This window comes from Paraburkholderia sp. BCC1885, assembly GCF_900996235.1.
Classification (GTDB): domain Bacteria; phylum Pseudomonadota; class Gammaproteobacteria; order Burkholderiales; family Burkholderiaceae; genus Paraburkholderia.
This window is the reverse complement of record NZ_CAAJGM010000066.1, coordinates 92,337-108,918: the sequence shown is the minus strand read 5'-3', so window position 1 is coordinate 108,918 and position 16,582 is coordinate 92,337. Positions and strand designations below refer to the sequence as shown.

The window sequence follows — 16,582 nt, the reverse complement described above, 5'->3', positions numbered from 1 at the left end:
GTCATCCGTAGTCTCTTCCTGCCGCATTTCGGGTGGCGCGCTCTGCGCCACTCCGCTCCGCCCGCCCCCGCCCCGTCTTTCCGCCGTCGCCGAGTCGCCTCGCCTCGCGTCGCGCGCCGCTGATTCGTTTCGTTCTCCTGCAAAGCCGCCCATTCCTCCAGATAACCCCCAATGCGCGGGCCCAAACGCGTCGCGCACGTCGTTCGCATACGGGTAAATCCCAGCCCCGAAATACCCTCGACCCCCAAACTCGACCTTGTACCTGGAATGAACAAAGTGCTATTGTGAAATACAAAAGTGCTATTCGATGTCGACGCAGGCAAGCGCCTGCCGAATCCTCTTCGTGCGTTCGTGCACTGAATTTCAGGAGCTATGCCCATGCATAACATCACTCCCAGCGGCCTCGCGGCCGACCTCGAAAAGCGCGCCGCGTCGGGCCGTCCGATTCGTATTGGCCTGATCGGTAGCGGCGAAATGGGTACGGATATCGTCACGCAGGTGCGGCAAATGCATGGGCTGGAAATCGGCGCGATCGCCGATTTGCGCCCGGAGATGGCACGCGCCGCGGTGCGTGTCGCCAATGGCGCCGACACCGGCTACCGCATGGCGGACACGCGCGGCGCTCTCGAAGAGGCCATCGAAGCCGGCGACATTGCGATTACGCAGGACGTCGACGCGGTTTGCACGAGCGGCCTGATCGACGTGGTGATCGACGCCACCGGCAAGCCCGCGGTCGGCGCGCAGATCGGCCTGCTCGCCATGGAGCACGGCAAGCATCTGGTCATGATGAACGTCGAAGCGGACGTGACGATCGGCGCGTATCTGCGGCGCGAGGCGGAGCGGCTCGGCGTGGTGTATTCGCTGGGCGCGGGCGACGAACCGAGTTCGACTATCGAGCTCATTCAATTCGTCAGCGCGCTCGGCTATCCGATCGTGGCGGCAGGCAAGGGCAAGAACAATCCGCTCAATATCGACGCGACGCCGGATGCATACATGGACGAAGCCAAACGCCGCAACATGAACCCACGCATGCTGGTGGAATTCGTCGACGGCTCGAAGACCGCCGTCGAAATGGCCGCAATCGGCAACGCCACCGGTCTGACGCCCGACGTGCCTGGCATGCACGGGCCGTCGGCGACGCTCGACGAACTGCATAAGGTGCTGTGTCCGCTGGCCGACGGCGGCATCCTGTCGCGCAAGGGCGTGGTCGATTACACCATCGGCAAGGGGGTGGCGCCCGGCGTGTTCGTCGTGGCGGAACTGGCGCATCCGCGTTTGCGCGAACGCATGGAAGACCTGAAGCTCGGCGCGGGGCCGTACTACACGTTTTATCGTCCGTATCACCTGACCAGTCTTGAAGTGCCGCTCACCTGCGCGCGTTCGGTGCTGTATCACCGTGCGGATATGCAGCCGCTGCCGGTGCCGGTGGTCGAGGTGTGCGCCGTGGCGAAGAGGAATTTGCAGCCGGGCGAGCGGCTCGACTCGATCGGCGAATACACCTATCGGGCGTGGGCCATGACCGTCGGCGATGCGCGCACGCAGCATGCCGTGCCGTGCGGTCTGATCGAGAACGGCCGCGTCACGCAACCGATTCGCCGCGGCGAGCTGCTGACCTATCGCAATTGCGCCGTGGACAACGATTCGCAAATCGTCGCGCTGCGCCGTCTGCAGGACGAAATGGTGTACGGCAAGCCGCTCGCCGTCGCATAACGAACGGCTGCGCGAGCTACTCACGGAGGATGGACATGCAGGAGATCATAGAAGCATTGCCCACCAGGCCCGTCACGGCGGCGCGCGGCGTGTTGCTGCGTCACGACGCGGCCGCGCTGCGTGAAGCCTTGCGCAAGATGATCCTGGTGCGGCGTTTCGAGGAGAGCGCCGAGCAGGCCTATATGCGCGGGCTGATCCACGGCACCATGCATCTTTCGATTGGGCAGGAAGCGAGCGCGATCGGCGCGACGCTGCCGCTGACTGATAAGGACTACATTACGTCGACGCATCGTGGGCATGGCCATTGCATTGGTAAAGGCGCGGATCCGAAGCGGATGTTCGCGGAGTTTTTCGGCAAAGAGACCGGCTATTGCCGCGGACGGGGCGGCTCGATGCATATCGCCGACGTGAGTCGCGGCAATCTGGGCGCGAACGGCATCGTCGGCGGCGGCATGCCGATTGCGGTGGGCGCGGCGCTCTCCATGAAGCGGCAGCGCAAGGACAGCGTGGTGATGTGTTTCTTCGGTGACGGGGCCAATAACGAGGGCGCTTTCCACGAGTCGTTGAATTTCGCTTCCATCTGGAAGTTGCCGGTGATCTTCGTGTGCGAGAACAACCGCTATGGCATGTCGATGTCGGTGGAACGATCGACGGCAGTGCCGCATATTGCGCAACGCGCGCTCGCTTACGACATGCCCGGCGTCACCGTCGACGGCAACAGCTTCACCGAAGTGCTCGACGCCAGCGAACAGGCCGTGGCCCGTGCCCGCAAGGGTGACGGCCCCACGTTGCTGGAATGCGAAACGTACCGTTTGCGCGGCCATTCGAAGAGCGATCGCAACCGCTACCGCACGCGTGAGGAAATCGACGCGTGGAGCGCCCGCGATCCGATCACGCGTTTCGAGAATGAATTGCTGCAGTGCGGCTTGCTCGATGCCGCAAGTGTTGCCACGCTGCGGGAAGAAGTGGAGGCGCAGATCGAGGCGGGTCTCGAGTTTGCGCAGACCAGTCCGTCGCCGCAGCGCGCCGAACTGACCCGTTACGTGTATGCATCGACCAGCGGGAGCGAGCAATGACGGCAGAAGTGCTGGAAAACACGCAGACGGCGCAGCAGGAGCAGACATCCGGCGCGGTGCGCGAGCTAACCTACGCGCAGGCGCTTCAGGAAGCCATGGCCATTGCAATGGAGCGCGACGAACGCGTCTTCCTGATGGGCGAGGATATCGGCGTGTATGGCGGCGCATTTCAGGTCACAGGCGACCTGTACCAGCGTTTCGGACCGGAACGGGTGATGGACACGCCCATTTCCGAACTCGGCGGCGCGGGCCTTGCCGTGGGCGCGGCGATGACAGGCTCGCGGCCCATCTACGAATTCCAGTTCTCCGACTTCGCCACGCTGGCGATGGAACAGATCGTCAACCAGGCTGCGAAGATGCGTTTCATGCTGGGCGGCGAGGCGTCGGTGCCGCTCGTTATGCGTTTTCCAGCGGGCTCGGGAACGGGCGCCGCCGCGCAGCACAGCCAAAGTCTGGAAGCGTGGTTCGCGCATGTGCCAGGTCTGAAGGTGGTGCAGCCGAGCACTCCGCACGATGCGAAGGGCCTGTTGCTGGCGGCGCTGGAAGACCCGGACCCAGTGCTGATTTTTGAGCACAAGCTGCTATACAAGAGCAAAGGGCCGGTGCCGGATGGCTATTACACGGTGCCGATCGGCAAGGCCGCCGTGCGCCGTGTTGGCCGCGACGTCACCATCGTGGCGACTTCGATCATGGCGACTCGCGCACTGGAAGCCGCCGCTGCGCTCGAACCGGAAGGTTTGGATGCCGAAGTAATCGACCTGCGCAGCATCCGCCCCATCGACCGCGAGGCGATCATCGCGAGCATTCGCAAGACCTCGCGGCTGATTTGCGTCTACGAGGGCGTGCAGCAGCTGGGCATTGGCGCGGAAATCGCCGCCATCGCCTGCGAAAGCGAGGCCTTTGATTATCTCGATGCGCCGGTGATTCGCCTCGGCGGCGCCGATTGTCCGCTGCCGTACAACCCGGAGCTGGAAAAGGCGGCGGTCCCACAGGTGGACGACATCGTGGCGGCGGCGCGGCGCATCGTCGGCGGGAGACGTTGAAATGCCGACCGAAGTCATTCTGCCGCGCGTCGACATGGACATGAGCGAGGGCATGATCGCCGCCTGGCATGTGAACGAAGGCGACGAAGTGCGCGAAGGGACGCTGATTTTCGAAATCGAAACCAGCAAGGCGACGATGGAAATCGACGCTCCGGCGAGCGGCATCATCCGGCAGATTAGTGCGGCGGTTGGCAAGACGGTGCCAGTTGGGACCGCGGTGGCATGGATTTACGCGCAGGGCGAGGCGCTTTGCGAACGGGGCGGCGACGCGCAAGCAGACGAGCCGCAATCGTTGCGCGCCACACCGGCCGCACGGCGGCTGGCCCGCGAGCGCGGGTTGCGGCTGGTGGATATTCCTGGTTCCGGACCGTATGGACGCGTCGCCGCGCAGGACGTGCTGCTCGCGCTCGCGCAGGCGGACGTATCCGGGCAAGCGGCTTACGCTTCGTCGCCGTCCACGCGTCTTTTGCACACTGTTACCTTGCGAAAGGGAAGCGGTGGTGATCCACTGGTACTGCTGCACGGCTTCGCAGCAGAGTTGAATAGCTGGCGGCCGTTTTCACAGGCCATGGCGCGCCTTGATGGTCCTGAACCCGGCATCGTGGCGGTGGATCTCCCCGCGCATGGCAAATCGTCCGCGCAAGCCGCTGGCTCGCTCGAAGAAATGATCGAAGCGCTCGAAAACACCTTGCTCGATGCCGGCATCACACGTTGCCATCTGCTCGGTCATTCTTTTGGCGGCGCGCTGGCATTGGCCGCTACAGCGCGAACTTCGCAACTTGAAGTGGCTTCGTTGACGCTACTCGCGCCCGCCGGCCTGGGCCCGGAGATTAACGGCGCGTTTCTGCGCGGCCTCACCGAAGCGACCCGTCGCACGAGTCTCGCCGCGTGGCTCAAGCAGTTGTTTGCCGATCCGGCGCGAATGGACGAAGGCTTCGTCGCCACGGCCGCGCAACAACTGGAGAGCCCCGAAGTGCGCGAGCGGCTCGCGTCGGTGGCGGACAATTTCTTTCCGGACGGTACGCAGATGCTCGATCTACGCCACCTGTTCGATGACCTGACGATGCCCGTGCGTGTGCTTTGGGGTCAACAGGACCGCATTTTGCCGGTTAGACATGCAGACGGTTTGCCCGGACACGTCGCCGTCCATCGATTCGCCGGTGTGGGACATTTGCCGTATCTGGAAGCCGAGGCGCAAGTGGCGCGGATCGTCGCGCAGAACATGATGAGCGCAACGGCGCCGAGCGCGCCAGCGCCCGTCACGCTACGATGACGCTTCGCGCGGCTTGTCCAATGATTCGGGCAACTGCATGATGCGGGAGCGGGAATGTGGCAACGGAAATGGCTGGCGTTTTCCCCGATGAAATGCAAAATGAACAAATGTAATATGCAAAATACAAGTTGTTCATAGCTGAAGTTGAATACAAAGAGCCCATTTCACAGGGCCGAATCTGCACGGAGACGACAATGGACTTTGTACGCGGTGCCTTACTCGCCCTCGCGGTATTCTGGGCGTTGCAGCTGGTCGGCTCATGGTTTCAGATGCGCCGCTACACCGACGCGGTTCGCGATGCCGCGAGGCGCTGGCAAAGCGGCTTCCTTGGGGTGGGCTCCTGCAAGGTCAAGCTGGGACGCGGCGCGGTGGCCATCGTCGTGCTGTCTTCCGACCTGCGCGTTTGCCAGTTTCTCAGCATGTCCGGTCTCACGATCTTCACGCGGTTTCGTCCTCACGACAGTTTTACCGGCCTTTCGACCAGCGAATTTAACGCGCGTCTGAAGACTTCGAAGTTGCGCCGCAGCATTGCGCAAGCCGCCACCGATGCCCTCGAGCGCGCCGAACGCGCCGCGCATGCGCCGGCCTGATTCCCTCATACGTATACCGGTTCATTGTTGTTTCCAGTTCCGCCGGGCCATGTTGCGTCACGCCTTGTGGAGCTTTTCGCGATCGTTTCGGTTTATCTGGGAGATTCGCCATGTTTGTCCTCGATTGGCTCACGCATGTCGCTGAAGGATTCATCGGCATCTTCAATGCCGGCGGTAAAACGTTTGTGGGCTTCGTGGTGGGCATCCTGCCCACGCTGATCGTCTTGCTGACCGCGGTGTACACCCTCATCGCCCTGATCGGCGAGCATCGGGTACAGGGCCTCGCGCGCTTTTTCTCGAAGAACGTCATTACCCGCTATACCTTGCTGCCGCTGCTCGCAATGTTCTTCCTGACCAATCCAATGGCCTACACGTTCGGCGTGTTTCTGGAAGAGAAGCACAAGCCCGCGTTTTATGATTCCGCTGTTTCGTTGTGTCATCCCATTACCGGTCTCTTTCCGCATTGCAACCCCGGCGAGCTGTTCGTCTGGCTCGGCGTGGCGGCCGGTCTCACCAAGCTGGCGGAGAGCCATGCCCTGTCGTTTTCCATTCCGAAGCTCGCGCTGTTTTATTTGATCGTCGGTCTCGTCGTGAATCTGCTGAAGGGCATTCTCACCGAGGCGTTGACCCGGATTCTGGCTCATCGGGAAAACATCGAACTGTGATGCGCTGCCGTTGCCGGCAATCCAACATCGAGACTGAGGAGGCATGACATGGACACGAGAGCATACAGAACGGTAAAGGTCGAGCGCGGACCTAATGGCTGGGGTGGCCCGCTGTTTATCCATCCCACGCCGGAGCGCAACAAGATCGTGGCGGTGACGGGCGGCGACATTCCCGAACTGGCGCGGCGTCTCGCGGAATTGACCGGTGGCGTGCTGGTCGACGGCTTTCGCACGCCGCCGCCCGAATCTGAAATGGCCGCTGTGGTGATCGATTGCGGCGGTACGGCGCGCTGCGGAGTCTATCCGCGCAAGAAGATTCCGACCATCAATCTGACTTCGGTCGGCCAGTCGGGACCGCTCGCGCAATTCATTACCGAGGACACCTATGTATCCGGCGTCACCGTGGAAAACCTGACCGAGGTCGAAGACGATGTGCTGGGTGTGCCAGGCGTGCGTGGTGCAGGCGTTACCGCGACTGCCGCTGCCGCTACCACCACCGCGAGATCGCCGTTTGCCGAACCAGAAGGCATTGTCGGCGCGGCGGCGCGTGAAGCGGAGCACTCGCGCGGCCTGATCGGCTTCATCACGTCGATCGGGCGCGGCATGGGCGGCGTCGTCAACGTGCTGTTCAACAGCGGCCGCAAGGCGATCGATACCGTGATTCGCAATGTGCTGCCGTTCATGGCCTTCGTGACCATGCTGATCGGCATTATCAATTCCACCGGCATCGGCACCGGTCTCGCGCATCTGTTGTCGCCGCTTGCCGGCAATATCGTCGGCCTGATCGTGCTGTCGGCGATCTGCGGCTTGCCGTTTCTCTCGCCTGTGCTCGGCCCGGGCGCGGTGATTGCCCAGGTGATCGGCGCGGCGATCATTGGACCGGCTATCGGCAACGGCACGATTCCGCCGCAGATGGCGCTGCCGGCACTATTCGCTTACGACACCCAGGTGGGCTGCGACTTCGTGCCGGTCGGCATGGCGCTGGGCGAAGCCAAGCCGGAGACGATCCGCATCGGCGTGCCGGCCGTGCTGATCAGCCGCCAGATCATGGGGCCGATTTCGGTTCTGATCGCGTGGGCCGCGAGTTTTGCACTCTAATCGAAGAGACGACATGACCATGCACTACTACAAGACGGTGATTTCCGAGGTGGGTCCGGAAGTGCCGGACCTGCTGGAAGGCGGTGTGCTGATTCTTTACTCCGACGGCGCGCCGCCTGAACTCGCCGAGGTGTCCGTGCTGCATCGGGCCGAGCAGGCGCATCCCGAAGCGCCTCGTGCGGGTTCGCAATTGCGCATCGGCGGGGTTAGCGCGTCGGTGACCGCCGTGGGGCCGACGGCATGGAACAAGGTCAACGAAATGGGCCACGTGGTGATCAATTTCAACGGTTCGAGCACGGCGGAGCGGCCCGGCGAGATCTGCGCGCAACCGGTGGATACGGCTGCCTTGCTGGCCTGCATACGCAGCGGAACGGTGATCGAGATTGTCGATCGTTGAAGCGGTCGCAGCCGGTGTTGCCGTGATGTGGTCGCTTGAATGTTTTACGTGAGAAGGTCCTGTCATGCTAGAAACCGCAATCGTCGTGAAGGTGAACGAAGGACTGCATGCGCGTCCGGCTACGCAATTCGCCAAGCTCGCAAAAGAGTTTTCCTGTTCGCTGCAGATTTTTCGCGGCACGACGTGCGCCGACGCCAAAAGCGCCGTGAAGCTGATGCTATTAGGCGTCAAGCAGGACGACCAGATCCTGCTGCGCGCCGACGGTTCGGATGAAAGCGACGCGGTACGCCGGCTGTTGCAATTCCTGTCCGAGCCCAGCGCGGGTGTGTCGCTTGCGAGGCATGGGGCGAAGGATGAGTTGCCTGTAGTCAAGGCAGAGTCCGCGAACGAGGATGTCTCCGATGTCCTGGCATCGAACGCGGATGCAAACAGCAAAGCCGTTCCCGAGCCACCGCTGCGCGGCGTGCCGGCCAGCGAGGGTCTTGCATGCGGCGAAGTGTTCGTCTACCTGCCGGAAGAACTGAGAGCGACACGGCAATTCATTGAGCCTGACGAGGTGGAACAGGAATTGGCCCGCTTCGGCGCCGCGTTCCGCGAAGCGATTGCCGCACTCGATCAGCAGTTCGAATCAATTGGACAGCACGACGATATCGTCGAGGCCCTCGCGGACGTCGCTCAAAGCGATGAATTCTCCGGCGCCGTCAAAGACCGCATCATGTCAGGTTGGGATGCGGCTGCGGCGACGCTGCAAGTGGGCGAAGAACTCTCGGCCGCCTTCCTCGCGATGGACGACGAATATCTGCAAAGCCGCGCCGACGATATCCGCGGCATCGCGCGCCAGGTGACCTTAAAGCTGCTCGGTCGTGACGACGTGAGTCTTGCGTCGCTGAGCCGGCCCTGCATTGTGCTGGCCGCGGATCTGAGCGCCCTCGATTTCGCCCGCGCCAGGGTGGCCAATATCGTCGGCCTGGTTTGCATCAAAGGGAGTGCGACATCGCATCTCGCGATCATGGCGCGTGCGCATGGCATTCCTGCCGTGCTGGGCTTGCCGGTGGCGGAAGAGCGTTTGCGCGAAGCCGCAATGGTCGCGTTCGATGGCGTGCAAGGACGGGTGTGGTTCGATCCGTCGCCCGAATTGCAGGCGGATTTCGCGGCGCGTATCGCCCAGGACCGGCATCGGCATGCGGCCCTGGGCGTGTATCGCGACGTCGCTCCCGTCACCCGCGATGGCCGTCGCATCGCGATTGCCGCCAACCTCGGTTCATTGACGGAAATCGACGCGGCGCTCGAAGCCGGCGCAATGGGCGTGGGCCTGTTCCGCACCGAGTTGCTGTTCATGGACCGCCGCACGTTGCCCGACGAAAACGAGCAGTACGACGTTTATAGCCAGCTTGCGCAGGCTTTTTACCCGCGTGCCGTGGTGATTCGCACGCTCGATGTCGGCGGTGACAAACCGGTGCCGGGCATTGTCTTTCCCGAAGAGGACAACCCGTTCCTCGGCTGGCGTGGCGTGCGAATGTGTCTCGATCGTCCGGACGTGTTCAAGCCGCAATTGCGCGCATTGCTGCGGGCGGCAGCGCTTGGCAACGTGCATGTGATGTTGCCGATGGTGGACGATCTGGACGAGATCCTTCGCGTAAAGGCTTTGCTTGCCGACTGCGCGCGCGAGCTGTCCGAACAGGGCACGGCTTACGCGCTGCCCAAGCTGGGCATCATGATCGAGACGCCGGCCGCCGCACTGACCGCCGATCTGCTGGCGCCTGAAGTGGACTTCTTTTCCATCGGCACCAACGACCTGACCCAGTACGTGATGGCCGTCGACCGTGTCAATCCGAATCTGGCGGCGCTCTACAGGACGGATCACCCCGCGGTGCTGCGCGCGATGGGTATGGTCTGCGCGGCGGCCAAAAAAGCGGGCATCGGCGTCGCGGTCTGCGGTGAGGCCGCCGCGCGGCCGGAGATGATCCCGGTGCTGATCGGCCTCGGTGTCGATGAGCTCAGCATGAGCCCGTCGTCCATCTTGCGGGCCAAGAAGATCGTGAGCGAGCTGTAGGCGGTTGCTTGCAGCGTAGTTACGTGCGGCGGCGTATCGACCATGACGTCGAGATAATCGATCGTCGGATCGACGCCCTCCGCGCGCAGACACTCCAGAAAATAGCGGCTCAACGCGCGCGAGTTGGAGCGCTCGCGTTTGGCGCTCGCATCAACGTGCATCACTTTCACAATGGTTCTCCGTAAAGAGTAGGTTAGTTGCTGCCGCCGCTTTCGCCGCGGCGTTTCGGGGAGCGATGCTCGAGCCACTTCACGACTTGCGGCCCGTATGCGGCAGGCGCTTTTTGGGCGGTGCGCGCGGCGAGATCGGCTAAAGAGTGCATCGCGAGGGCTTCGGTCATGCGCTTTTCCGCGGTAGGGTTGTGCGATGAAAAAACGCGTGTCGTGATACGCTAATTCCCCACCCCCATTTCCTGTTCTCCCATGAATTCCACGCCTTCAGCTTCCTCGTCGCAATCCGCCCCTTTTGGTAGCTGGAAATCTCCGGTCACCGCCCAACTGGTGGTGGGTGAATCGTTGCGGCTCGGTCAACCGCGCATCGGCAGCGAGGGCGTCTACTGGACCGAGGGACGCCCCCAGGAAAAGGGTCGCCACGCGGTGGTCCGGTATCGCGCCGATGGCGAAGTCGAAGAACTGACCGTTGCGCCGTTCGACGCGGCATCGCGTGTGCACGAGTACGGCGGCGGCTCGCTGGCGGTGACGTCAGCGGGCGTGTTCTTCGTCAATTTCAAGGATCAGCAGGTGTACACGCTCGATCCCGCCGGCCAGCCGAAAGCGGTGACGCAAACCGAAGGCCTGCGCTTTGCCGATCTGCTCGCCGATCCGGCCCACGGTCGTCTGATCGGCGTTTGCGAAGATCACCGCGAAAATAGCCACGAACCGGCGAACACGCTTGTCAGCATCGATCTGGGCACGGGCGCCATCACGGTGATCGCAAGCGGCCATGATTTCTATGCGTCGCCGAGCATGAGCCCCGACGGCACCCGGCTCGCCTGGCTGACCTGGGATCATCCGAACATGCCGTGGGACGGCACCGAGTTGTGGATCGCCGAGATCGCGGCCGACGGCGCGCTCGGCACGCCGCACCGTGTGGCCGGCGGCGTCGCCGAGTCGCTGTTTCAACCGGCCTGGTCGCCGGCTGGCGATCTGTATGTCGTATCGGATCGCAGCGGCTGGTGGAATCTGTACCGCGTGCAGCACGCCGGCGCCGACGTCGACAACCTCGCCGTACTCGAACCGCTGCAGCCGATGGACGCCGAATTCGGCAAGCCGCAATGGATCTTCGGCATGACGACCTACGGCTTCGCGGCGGACGGCCGCATCGTCTGCCTTTACGAGCAGGACGGCATCACGCATCTGGCCGGGCTCGATCCGTCGAGCGGCGCGTTCGCGGATATCGCAACGCCGTACACCACCCTGCGCGATTTGCAGGTGAGCGGCGCGCGGGCGGTGTTCGTCGGCAGTTCGCCGACTGCGGGCGAGGCGATCGTCGAACTCGATCTGCCCACCCAGAACTGCCGCGTGCTGCGCTATTCGGACCGCGCCGAAGTGGACGCGCGCTACGTCTCGATTGCGGAGCCGATCCGCTTCCCGACCGAAGGGGGCCTGCACGCGCACGCATTCTTCTATCCGCCCGCCAATCCGGACTTCGCGGGGCCGGCGGGCACGCTGCCGCCGCTGATCGTGATTGCACACGGCGGTCCGACCTCGTCGACGCATTCCGGCTTTCGCTGGCCGATCCAGTTCTGGACCAGCCGCGGCTTTGCCGTCGTCGACGTCGACTATGGCGGCAGCAGCGGACACGGCCGCGCTTACCGGCAACGACTCGACGGCCAATGGGGCATCACCGACGTCAACGACGCCATCAACGCCGCGCGCTACCTGATCGGGCAAGGGCGCGTGAACAAGGAGGCTATCGCGGTGCGCGGCGGCAGCGCCGGCGGTTACCTGGTGCTGTGCGGCCTCGCTTTCCACGATTTCTTCAAGGCCGGCGCGAGCTACTACGGCGTGGGCGACCTCGAAGCCCTGATAAAAGACACGCACAAGTTCGAGTCGCGCTATCTGATCCGGCTGGTGGGTCCGTATCCTGAAGAGCAGGCGCTGTACCGGGCGCGTTCGCCGATCCATTTCGTCGAGCAGATGTCGAGCGCCATGATCCTGTTCCAGGGCAGCGAGGACAAGGTCGTGCCGCCGAATCAGGCCGAATCGATCTATCAGGTGGTGCGCGCCAAGGGCCTGCCGGTCGCCCATGTGCTGTACGAGGGCGAAGGGCATGGCTTTAAACGCGCGGATACCATCACCCATTCGCTGGAAGCCGAGTTGTATTTCTACGGCAAGATTTTTGGCTTCGAGCCGGCGGATAAAATCGAGCCGGTGGAGATCGAGAATATCTGACGAAGCCGTCTAACGAGGGCGGGTTCGCGGGTAGTTGACTGCGTGATCCCGCTCATTGACACGCTGAGGCCTGGCTGGCAAATTGGGCTCGTGAATCGCAAGGAAGTGTGGACGATGATGGCAAATAGCGAACTGTCCGAGATGAAACGCTGGCTGGAAGGGCTCGTTCAGGCCGGCGAGGCCGCCGTGACGGCGGCTGAAAACTGCCCCGGAATGGATAATCCGCAGAGCGAACTGGCGCTGTTCGTCACCTCGCAGCGCGACGTGGTGCGCGGCGAGGTGGTCCGGTTTCGCGCCAAACTGGCGACGCTCGGCCCGGCAGCGAGGCCAGTGGAGAAAAAATTCGGCGTCACTTTCGACCAGCGGTATTGGAAGCCGGGGACGTTTGTCTATCCCTTGCAGGTGTTTCTCGACCCCGAGCACAACTTCACGGCACAACAGGTGCGGCAGATTCAGACGCTCGAAATCGGTCAGACGGTTGATCTCGGCGACGGCCGCACCGTGCAGCGCCAGCAATAACCGCGAAACACGCCCACCCTCAGCGGAAAATCTCGGCAATCAGATTCGCCACCGTCCGTATCCGCTCGCTATCGCGCAGGGCGGGATGCAGCACCATCCACACGTCCTGATCGAGCGCCTTGATGTGGCGCTCGACGCACACCAGGTCGCTCGTCGTATCGCCCGCCAGTTGGGCCAGCACGCCGAGGCCAGAGCCGCCCAGCACGCCGTCGAAGACGCCCATGCCGTAGCTGCTGCGCAGCGAAGGCGCCGGCGCGCCCGGCAGCGTCTTCAGCCATTGCGTGGCCGGGTGGTCCGGCTGGCGGTCGTCGTAACCGACGAACGACAGCTTGTCCCATTCCTTGCGCGCAATCGCCGCCTTGTGTCGCAGATAGTAGTCGCGCGAGCCGAACAGCCCGAAGCGGATTCGGCCGATGCGCCGCACGTACAGGTCGCCCTCGTCCGGACACTCCGACCACAGCGCGATGTCCGCTTCGCGTCTTGCGAGGCTATAGGGGCGGCGCGAGGTCAGCACTTCGATGGCGAGCCCAGGCAGCCGCTCCTGGAACGAGCCCAGCAGCTTCAGCAGAATGTACGAGGGCCATTCCACGGCATTGATCCGCACCGTACCGTGCGGTCCGCCGCCGGTCACGTCCGCGGTGCGCTCGATGCGGTGCGCAAGATCCTCCATCTGCTCGGCGTAGGCCAGCACCTTGGCGCCAAATGCCGTCACCGTGCATCCCGACGGCACCCGGTCGATCAGCGGCTCGCCCAGCCTGCGCTCGAGTTCGGTCAGACGCCGCGACAGGGTTGGTGCGCTCAGGTCGCAGGCCGCCGCGGCGGAGCGCATGGTGCCGCCCCGCGCGATCGCCACCAGAATCCTCAGATCGTCCCAGTCCACGTGTTCCATTTTTGAAACGCTCGATTTTGAAATTTGGCATAGCATAACCGGGATCGCGAGGATAGCATTGGACTTAGTCATACTTGTCCCAGCATCTGGCAGACGGCCCGGCCGTTTCAGCCGCAGCGGGAGGCAGGCGTGGCATCCAACCCATCCACACGACTCGACGGCTATCCGTACATCAGTACGTAGACCGAACGAGCGATACGGAGACATCAATGAATCGCCCTTTCAAGCCGGCGCGGCGTCGCGCCATCGTCGTCGGTGCAGCCCTCTTTGCAGCGTCGCTGCTGCCCATGTCCCCCGCGTTTGCCCAGACTGCTCACAAGCCGAAGGTCGCGCTCGTGATGAAGTCGCTGGCAAACGAGTTTTTCCTGACCATGGAAACCGGCGCCAAGGACTATCAAAAGCAGAATCCCGACAAGTTCGACCTGATCACCAACGGCATCAAGGACGAAACGGATACGGCCAACCAGATTCGCATTGTCGAGCAGATGATCGTCTCGAAGGTCGACGCCCTCGTGATCGCTCCAGCCGATTCCAAGGCGCTGGTGCCGGTGCTGAAGAAGGCCGTGGATGCCGGCATCATCGTGGTCAATATCGACAACAAGCTCGATACGGACGTGCTCAAGTCAAAAGACCTGAACATTCCGTTCGTCGGCCCGGATAACGCCAAGGGCGCGCAGAAGGTGGGGGATTACCTCGCCAAGCATCTGAAGTCGGGTGACAACGTCGCGATCATCGAAGGCGTCTCGACCACGACCAACGCGCAGCAGCGGACCGCCGGCTTCAAGACGTCGATGGCGGCGGGCGGCATGAAGGTGGTTTCGCTGCAATCGGGCGATTGGGAAATCGACAAGGGCAACGCGGTCGCGAGCCAGATTCTCAACGCAAACCCTGACGTCAAGGCGCTGCTGTGCGGCAACGACAACATGGCGATCGGCGCGGTCTCGGCCGTGCGCGCGGCGGGCAAGGCCGGCAAGATCCAGGTGGTGGGCTATGACGACATCAGCGCGATCAAACCGATGCTCGCCGACGGCCGCGTGCTCGCCACGGCCGATCAGTACGCGGCCAAGCAGGCCGTGTTCGGTATCGACACGGCGCTGAAGGCCCTTTCCGAGCACAAGAAGCAGTCGGAACTGTCGGGCGTGGTCGAAACGCCTGTCGATCTGGTCACCAAGTAACACCGGCATGACGCGTGGCTCGCTCGTTCGAGGAGCCACGCTTGCCGTTCCCTGTCCGGTTGGTTCAGTCTGTTCAATGTGATGTCCACTCCAATTCAATCCCTTGCTGATGCCGCGCCCGTGTTGCAGGTCCACGGCATCGGCAAGACTTACGCCGAGCCGGTGCTTGCCGATATCTCGCTGGATCTGCGCGCCGGTGAAGTGCTGGCGCTGACCGGCGAAAACGGCGCCGGCAAAAGCACCTTGTCGAAAATCGTCGGCGGACTCGTCACCCCCACGGCGGGTTCGATGACGCTGGCCGGCGCGGCGTATGCGCCCGCCAGTCGTAAGGATGCCGAAGCACTTGGCGTGCGCATGGTCATGCAGGAACTGAACCTGCTGCCGACCCTCTCCGTGGCGGAGAACCTGTTTCTGAACCGCCTGCCGCAGCGCGGCCGGTTCGGCTGGATCGACCGCGCCAAACTGCGCGAGGACGCCCGGCACGCCATGGCGCAGGTCGGGCTCGACGCGATCGACCCCGACACGCTGGTCGGCACGCTCGGCATCGGGCATCAGCAAATGGTGGAGATCGCACGCAATCTGATCGGCGATTGCCGGGTTTTGATTCTCGACGAGCCCACCGCAATGCTCACCGCCCGCGAGGTCGATCTGCTGTTCGAGCAGGTCGAGCGGCTGAAGGCGCGCGGCGTCGCGCTGGTGTACATCTCGCACCGGCTGGAAGAACTGAAGCGGATCGCCCGGCGCGCTGCGGTGTTGCGCGATGGACGACTCGTACACGTCGACGAAATGGCGAATCTGTCCGCCGACCGTCTCGTCACGCTGATGGTGGGCCGCGATATCGGCGAGCGCATCGATCTCGGCGAGCGGCGCATCGGTGCGGTGGCGCTGAAGGTGGCGGGGATGGCCCGCGAGCCCGTGGTGCGCGACGTTTCCTTCGAGGTCAGGGTCGGCGAGATTTTCGGCATCAGCGGCTTGATCGGCGCGGGCCGCACGGAGTTGATGCGGCTTATCTACGGTGCGGATCGTGCGGATGCCGGCGAGGTATCCATCGCCCACGGCGGCGGCGCGCTGCAGCCGGTGAAGATCACGTCGCCCTCGGATGCGGTGAAAAACGGCGTCGCCCTGATTACCGAAGATCGCAAGGGCGAAGGCCTGTTGCTCACTCAGCCTATCGCCGCGAATATCTCGCTCGGCCATCTAGGCGCGGTGTCGAAAAACGGCGTGGTGGACGGTGCCCGCGAAGCGGCGCTGGCGGGCAAGCAGATCGACGCCATGCATATTCGTTGTGCGGGTCCGTCGCAGACAGTGGCGGAATTGTCGGGTGGCAATCAGCAGAAGGTGGTGATCGGCCGCTGGCTCGCGCGCGATTGCACGGTGCTGTTGTTCGACGAGCCGACGCGCGGCATCGACGTCGGCGCCAAGTTCGACATCTACGCGCTGATGGGCGCGCTGGCGCGCGAAGGCCGCGCGTTGGTGGTGGTGTCTAGCGATCTGCGCGAGCTGATGTCGATTTGCGACCGGATTGCGGTGATGTCGGCAGGGCGCATGACGGGTCTGTTCGAGCGCGGCGCGTGGACACAGGACGCGCTGCTTGCCGCGGCGTTCGCGGGCTACACGCAGCGCGACGAACTGCTGCACGAGCCGCTCGAACCCGACACACACGTGCCTGACGAAGCCCCTCATCAATAGGTTGACCTGGGC

At 63.4% G+C, this 16,582-nt stretch carries 15 protein-coding genes and 1 pseudogene; 13 read left to right on the top strand and 3 right to left on the bottom strand.

From position 1 onward, the window contains the following. The first annotated feature begins 378 nt into the window (after positions 1-378). From FQ755_RS05645 to ptsP, 9 genes are all read left to right on the top strand, one after another. Positions 379-1,710 (top strand): NAD(P)H-dependent oxidoreductase, encoded by a 1,332-nt coding sequence (locus FQ755_RS05645; protein WP_222105714.1) that lies wholly within the window; start codon positions 379-381, stop codon positions 1,708-1,710. A gap of 35 nt (positions 1,711-1,745) precedes the next feature. Beyond that, on the top strand, positions 1,746-2,786 hold the full coding sequence (locus tag FQ755_RS05640; protein ID WP_144151874.1) for a thiamine pyrophosphate-dependent dehydrogenase E1 component subunit alpha: 1,041 nt from the start codon (positions 1,746-1,748) through the stop codon (positions 2,784-2,786). 56 nt (positions 2,787-2,842) lie between these two features. Then, complete coding sequence (locus tag FQ755_RS05635) at positions 2,843-3,829, top strand: alpha-ketoacid dehydrogenase subunit beta (protein WP_222105717.1); 987 nt, start codon at positions 2,843-2,845, stop codon at positions 3,827-3,829. Position 3,830: 1 nt separating this feature from the next. Then, positions 3,831-5,102, top strand: coding sequence for an acetoin dehydrogenase dihydrolipoyllysine-residue acetyltransferase subunit (locus FQ755_RS05630; protein ID WP_144151868.1), 1,272 nt, complete (start codon positions 3,831-3,833; stop codon positions 5,100-5,102). A 194-nt stretch (positions 5,103-5,296) separates the two neighbouring features. Continuing rightward, positions 5,297-5,692 (top strand): transcriptional regulator GutM, encoded by a 396-nt coding sequence (locus FQ755_RS05625; RefSeq protein WP_144151865.1) that lies wholly within the window; start codon positions 5,297-5,299, stop codon positions 5,690-5,692. Between the two features lie 110 nt (positions 5,693-5,802). Continuing rightward, positions 5,803-6,357, top strand: a complete 555-nt coding sequence (locus tag FQ755_RS05620; protein ID WP_144151862.1) for a PTS glucitol/sorbitol transporter subunit IIC — start codon at positions 5,803-5,805, stop codon at positions 6,355-6,357. Between the two features lie 48 nt (positions 6,358-6,405). After that, positions 6,406-7,455, top strand: coding sequence for a PTS glucitol/sorbitol transporter subunit IIB (locus FQ755_RS05615; RefSeq protein WP_144151859.1), 1,050 nt, complete (start codon positions 6,406-6,408; stop codon positions 7,453-7,455). Positions 7,456-7,468: 13 nt separating this feature from the next. Further along, entirely contained in the window at positions 7,469-7,852 is a 384-nt protein-coding gene (locus FQ755_RS05610) for a PTS glucitol/sorbitol transporter subunit IIA (protein WP_144151856.1), read from the top strand. Positions 7,853-7,916: 64 nt separating this feature from the next. Next, a complete protein-coding gene (gene ptsP, locus FQ755_RS05605; RefSeq protein ID WP_144151853.1) occupies positions 7,917-9,905 on the top strand; it encodes a phosphoenolpyruvate--protein phosphotransferase in 1,989 nt (662 codons plus the stop codon). On the opposite strand, the pseudogene FQ755_RS37985 reads toward ptsP, so the two are convergent. Continuing rightward, positions 9,905-10,075, bottom strand: a pseudogene (locus FQ755_RS37985) (NAD(P)H dehydrogenase); the annotation flags it as partial. The gene ptsP and the pseudogene FQ755_RS37985 overlap by 1 nt on opposite strands. 23 nt (positions 10,076-10,098) lie before the next feature. Next, complete coding sequence (locus tag FQ755_RS37165; protein WP_186308424.1) at positions 10,099-10,245, bottom strand: hypothetical protein; 147 nt, start codon at positions 10,243-10,245, stop codon at positions 10,099-10,101. Between the two features lie 82 nt (positions 10,246-10,327). On the opposite strand from FQ755_RS37165, the gene FQ755_RS05595 reads away from it, so the two are divergent. After that, complete coding sequence (locus FQ755_RS05595) at positions 10,328-12,298, top strand: S9 family peptidase (protein ID WP_144151850.1); 1,971 nt, start codon at positions 10,328-10,330, stop codon at positions 12,296-12,298. Between the two features lie 114 nt (positions 12,299-12,412). Continuing rightward, a complete protein-coding gene (locus FQ755_RS05590) occupies positions 12,413-12,817 on the top strand; it encodes a hypothetical protein (protein WP_144151847.1) in 405 nt (134 codons plus the stop codon). A 19-nt stretch (positions 12,818-12,836) separates the two neighbouring features. On the opposite strand, the gene FQ755_RS05585 is transcribed toward FQ755_RS05590, so the two are convergent. Next, positions 12,837-13,706, bottom strand: a complete 870-nt coding sequence (locus tag FQ755_RS05585) for a LysR family transcriptional regulator (RefSeq protein WP_144151844.1) — start codon at positions 13,704-13,706, stop codon at positions 12,837-12,839. 209 nt (positions 13,707-13,915) lie between these two features. Here FQ755_RS05585 and FQ755_RS05580 point away from each other — a divergent pair, with 209 nt between their 5' ends. Both FQ755_RS05580 and FQ755_RS05575 read left to right on the top strand, forming a co-directional pair. Continuing rightward, complete coding sequence (locus tag FQ755_RS05580) at positions 13,916-14,881, top strand: sugar ABC transporter substrate-binding protein (protein WP_144151841.1); 966 nt, start codon at positions 13,916-13,918, stop codon at positions 14,879-14,881. 81 nt (positions 14,882-14,962) lie between these two features. Continuing rightward, positions 14,963-16,570, top strand: a complete 1,608-nt coding sequence (locus FQ755_RS05575; protein WP_144151838.1) for a sugar ABC transporter ATP-binding protein — start codon at positions 14,963-14,965, stop codon at positions 16,568-16,570. The last annotated feature ends 12 nt before the right edge of the window (positions 16,571-16,582 follow it).

Excerpts from the sequence above, each read along its gene's own strand:
- FQ755_RS05645 (WP_222105714.1), top strand. The coding sequence starts at position 379 with ATGCATAACATCACTCCCAGCGGCCTCGCGGCCGACCTCGAAAAGCGC.
- FQ755_RS05640 (WP_144151874.1), top strand. The coding sequence starts at position 1,746 with ATGCAGGAGATCATAGAAGCATTGCCCACCAGGCCCGTCACGGCGGCG.
- FQ755_RS05630 (WP_144151868.1), top strand. The coding sequence starts at position 3,831 with ATGCCGACCGAAGTCATTCTGCCGCGCGTCGACATGGACATGAGCGAG.
- FQ755_RS05625 (WP_144151865.1), top strand. The coding sequence starts at position 5,297 with ATGGACTTTGTACGCGGTGCCTTACTCGCCCTCGCGGTATTCTGGGCG.
- FQ755_RS05620 (WP_144151862.1), top strand. The coding sequence starts at position 5,803 with ATGTTTGTCCTCGATTGGCTCACGCATGTCGCTGAAGGATTCATCGGC.
- FQ755_RS05615 (WP_144151859.1), top strand. The coding sequence starts at position 6,406 with ATGGACACGAGAGCATACAGAACGGTAAAGGTCGAGCGCGGACCTAAT.
- FQ755_RS05610 (WP_144151856.1), top strand. The coding sequence starts at position 7,469 with ATGACCATGCACTACTACAAGACGGTGATTTCCGAGGTGGGTCCGGAA.
- ptsP (WP_144151853.1), top strand. The coding sequence starts at position 7,917 with ATGCTAGAAACCGCAATCGTCGTGAAGGTGAACGAAGGACTGCATGCG.
- FQ755_RS37165 (WP_186308424.1), bottom strand. The coding sequence starts at position 10,245 with ATGACCGAAGCCCTCGCGATGCACTCTTTAGCCGATCTCGCCGCGCGC.
- FQ755_RS05595 (WP_144151850.1), top strand. The coding sequence starts at position 10,328 with ATGAATTCCACGCCTTCAGCTTCCTCGTCGCAATCCGCCCCTTTTGGT.
- FQ755_RS05590 (WP_144151847.1), top strand. The coding sequence starts at position 12,413 with ATGATGGCAAATAGCGAACTGTCCGAGATGAAACGCTGGCTGGAAGGG.
- FQ755_RS05585 (WP_144151844.1), bottom strand. The coding sequence starts at position 13,706 with ATGGAACACGTGGACTGGGACGATCTGAGGATTCTGGTGGCGATCGCG.
- FQ755_RS05580 (WP_144151841.1), top strand. The coding sequence starts at position 13,916 with ATGAATCGCCCTTTCAAGCCGGCGCGGCGTCGCGCCATCGTCGTCGGT.
- FQ755_RS05575 (WP_144151838.1), top strand. The coding sequence starts at position 14,963 with ATGTCCACTCCAATTCAATCCCTTGCTGATGCCGCGCCCGTGTTGCAG.